Genomic DNA, 3581 nt, shown 5'->3' on the forward strand with positions numbered 1-3581 from the left:
TGTGTTATGCGCGGTGCGCGGGGGGGCGCGCCACGTCGGCTCAGCGGTGGGGGTGGGCTGCGGCGTGCGGCGGGCGTGTCGCTGGGCGCGCCGCCCCCCGCCCCCCCCGCCCCCGATGACCACAAGTCGCTCTCTCGTGCTGCTCATACGGACACGCTACGGCGCGACCGCAGTTGGCGTGCTCAGTCGTCGTCGCCCTCGCCCGCCGGAGGCGCGGCCGGTGCCGGAGCCGGTGCCGGTACCTGAGCCGGTACCCGACCCGCCGGACCCGCCGGAGCCACGGCGGTCCTGCGGGGCAGCAGGCTCCGCGCAAAGCGCAGCCACAGCACGATCAGGAGCGCCGCCACCGCCGCGAACGGCAGGATCGCGCCGAGGGCGACCGCCAGCCAGCGCAGCATCGTCACGAAGGCGTCCCAGCCGCCGGACAGCGCGTCCACGAACGTCGGATCGTCGTCGTCCGCGTCCGTCTTCTGCGCCGCCGTCTCGCTGAGCGAGAGCGTGATCGTGGACATGCTCGTACGGTCCTTCAGCGACGACTGCTGCGCGAGCAGCGCCTCCAGCTCGGACTGCCGGGAGCTCAACTCCCCTTCCAGGGTGACGACATCGCTCAGCTTCGTCGCCTTGTCCATCAGCTCCCGCACCCGCGCCACGCTCGCCCGCTGCGACTTGATGCGGCTCCCGACGTCGACGACCTGGTCGGTGACGTCCTGCGCCTTGGCCTTGCGCTCGATCAACTTGCCCGTTCCCTCAAGGGACTTGAGGACCTCCTCGTACTGGTCCTGCGGCACCCGCAGCACGATCCGCGAGCGCTCGTGGCCGCGGCCGTCGCGGTCCGTCGTCTCGTCGCCGACGACACCGCCCGCGTCCGTGGCGACCGAGCGCGCCTCGTCGAGCGCCTTCGGCACGTCCTTGACGCGGACGGTCAGGGTCGCGGTGCGGATGATGTGGGTGCCGGTGAGCTTCGGCGGCTTCTTCGCGCCGGACTTGTCCGCCTGGCCGCCGCCCACGCCACGCTCGTCGGACGAGTCCGCCCGGTCCCTCGCCGCGCTGCCCGCCGCCTTGTCGCTGTCGCCGCCGCTGTCACCGCCCGCGCTGCACCCCGCGAGCGCGAGGGCGACCGCGAGCAGCACGGCCGAGAGTGCCTGGACGGTGCGGTGCCTTGACGTGCTGGACGCGTTCATCCCGACGTACCCCCCGAGGGTCGTGGTGGCTGTTGCTCCCTTGACTGCTCCTTTGACGCCGGAGCGGGGCGGAACGGTGGTTGCCGACAGGTCCCGATGGGGTCACGGTCGGGACTCGCGCGGCTCGTAGAGTGGAGGTATGCGCGAAACGGACACACGTACGGGTACGGGTCATGTCGTGGTCATCGGCGGTGGGATCGCCGGCCTTGCCGCCGCCCATCGATTGCTCGGCACCGGAGCCCGGGTGACCGTCCTTGAGGCCTCCGACCGGCTCGGCGGCAAACTGCTCCCCGGCGAGATCGCAGGCGTCCGCGTCGACCTCGGCGCCGAGTCGATGCTCGCCCGCCGGCCCGAGGCCGTGGCCCTGGCCCGCGAGGCCGGCCTCACCGACCGGCTGCAGCCGCCCGCCACCGCGACCGCCGCGATCTGGACCCGGGGCGCCCTGCGCCCGATGCCCAAGGGCCACGTCATGGGCGTGCCCGGCGACGCGTCGGCCCTCTCCGGCGTGCTCTCCGACGAAGGTCTTCACCGCATCGAGCAGGACCGCGAGCTGCCGGCCACCGAGGTCGGCGACGATGTCGCGGTCGGTGAGTACGTCGCCGGGCGCCTCGGCCGCGAGGTCGTCGACCGCCTGGTGGAGCCGCTCCTGGGCGGGGTGTACGCAGGTGACGCCTACCGCATCTCGATGCGCTCGGCGGTGCCGCAGCTCTTCGAGGCGGCCCGCAGCCACGCCTCGCTCACCGAGGGCGTACGCGAGATCCAGGCCCGCGCCGCGAAGAACCAGCAGACCGGTCCCGTCTTCATGGGCATCGAGGGCGGCGTCGGCCAACTGCCGATCGCCGTCGCGGAGTCGGTACGCGCGCGTGGCGGTGTCATCCACACCGGGGCGGCCGTCACCGAGCTGACGCGCACCGCGGGGGGCTGGCAGGTCAGCACCGAGAAGAGCGTCATCGACGCCGACTCCGTGGTGGTCGCCGTGCCCGCGTACGCCGCTGCCGCGCTCCTGGGCGTCGAGGCACCCGCGGCCGCCGCCGAGCTCGCCACCGTCGAGTACGCCTCCATGGCCCTGATGACCCTCGCCTACCGCCGCAGCGAAACCGACCTCCCCGAAGGCAGTGGTTTTCTCGTGCCGCCCATCGACGGGCACACCATCAAGGCGTCCACGTTCGCCTCGCGCAAGTGGGGCTGGATCGACGAGGAGGACCCTGACCTGCTGGTTCTGCGCACTTCGGTGGGCCGGTACGGGGAGAGCGCGATCCTGGAGCGGGACGACGCCGACCTGCTCGCCCTCTCCCGGCGCGATCTGCACGCGGCCACCGGCCTGGACGCCGCGCCCGTCGCCACCCGCGTCACCCGCTGGCACGACGGCCTCCCGCAGTACCCCGTCGGCCACCACGCGCGCGTGGCCCGCATCCGCGAGCACGTGAGCAAACTGCCCGGCCTCGCCGTGTGCGGAGCCGCGTACGACGGCGTGGGCGTCCCCGCGTGCATCGCGAGCGCGTACGCGGCCGTGGACCAGCTGGGCGGTGACCTGGCCGGTGTGGAGGAGCTCAGCGGCAACCCGGTGCAGAGTCTGCACGGCGGCGGAGGAGAATAGAGACATGAGTGACGACGCCCCCGCCAAGAGCCCCAACGCCGGCAAGAAGGCCAAGGACCTCAACGAGGTCATCCGCTACACGCTGTGGTCCGTCTTCAAGCTGCGCGACGTCCTTCCCGACGACCGCGTCGGCTTCGCCGACGAGGTCCAGGAGCTGTTCGACCAGCTCGCCGCCAAGGACATCACCGTCCGTGGCACGTACGACGTGTCGGGGCTCCGTGCCGACGCCGACGTCATGATCTGGTGGCACGCGGAGACGAGCGATGAGCTCCAGGAGGCCTACAACCTCTTCCGCCGCACCATGCTGGGCCGTGCCCTGGAGCCGGTCTGGTCGAACATGGCGCTGCACCGCCCCGCCGAGTTCAACAAGTCGCACATCCCGGCCTTCCTGGCCGACGAGACGCCGCGCAACTACATCAGCGTCTACCCCTTCGTGCGCTCCTACGACTGGTACCTGCTGCCCGACGAGGACCGCCGCCGCATGCTCGCCGACCACGGCAAGATGGCCCGCGGCTACCCCGACGTGCGCGCCAACACCGTCGCCTCGTTCTCGCTCGGCGACTACGAGTGGATGCTGGCCTTCGAGGCGGACGAGCTGTACCGCATCGTCGACCTGATGCGGCACCTGCGCGCCTCCGAGGCCCGGATGCACGTCCGCGAAGAGGTCCCGTTCTTCACCGGCCGCCGCAAGTCCGTGGCGGACCTGGTGGCGGGTCTGGCGTAAGCGCCTCCGTAGACAAGCGCCTCCGTACATACGCGCCGGGGGGGGGGGGGGGCGGGGGGTGTGTGTTGCGGGCGGCGCC

The 3581-nt window shown here is 72.2% G+C and carries 3 protein-coding genes; 2 read left to right on the forward strand and 1 reads right to left on the reverse strand.

Annotated elements, in window-relative coordinates; genetic code table 11:
- Positions 1–182 precede the first annotated feature (182 nt).
- Positions 183–1181: a DUF4349 domain-containing protein gene (locus ACFWY6_RS43915; protein WP_384703080.1), complete on the reverse strand. Its 999-nt coding sequence runs from the start codon at positions 1179–1181 to the stop codon at positions 183–185.
- A 139-nt stretch (positions 1182–1320) separates the two neighbouring features.
- Here ACFWY6_RS43915 and hemG point away from each other — a divergent pair, with 139 nt between their 5' ends.
- Complete coding sequence (hemG, locus tag ACFWY6_RS43920) at positions 1321–2778, forward strand: protoporphyrinogen oxidase (protein ID WP_384703083.1); 1458 nt, start codon at positions 1321–1323, stop codon at positions 2776–2778.
- Between the two features lie 4 nt (positions 2779–2782).
- A complete protein-coding gene (hemQ, locus tag ACFWY6_RS43925) occupies positions 2783–3502 on the forward strand; it encodes a hydrogen peroxide-dependent heme synthase (protein WP_266871521.1) in 720 nt (239 codons plus the stop codon).
- The last annotated feature ends 79 nt before the right edge of the window (positions 3503–3581 follow it).

The organism is Streptomyces sp. NPDC059037, assembly GCF_042740015.1.
In the GTDB taxonomy this organism is placed as follows: Bacteria; Actinomycetota; Actinomycetes; order Streptomycetales; family Streptomycetaceae; genus Streptomyces.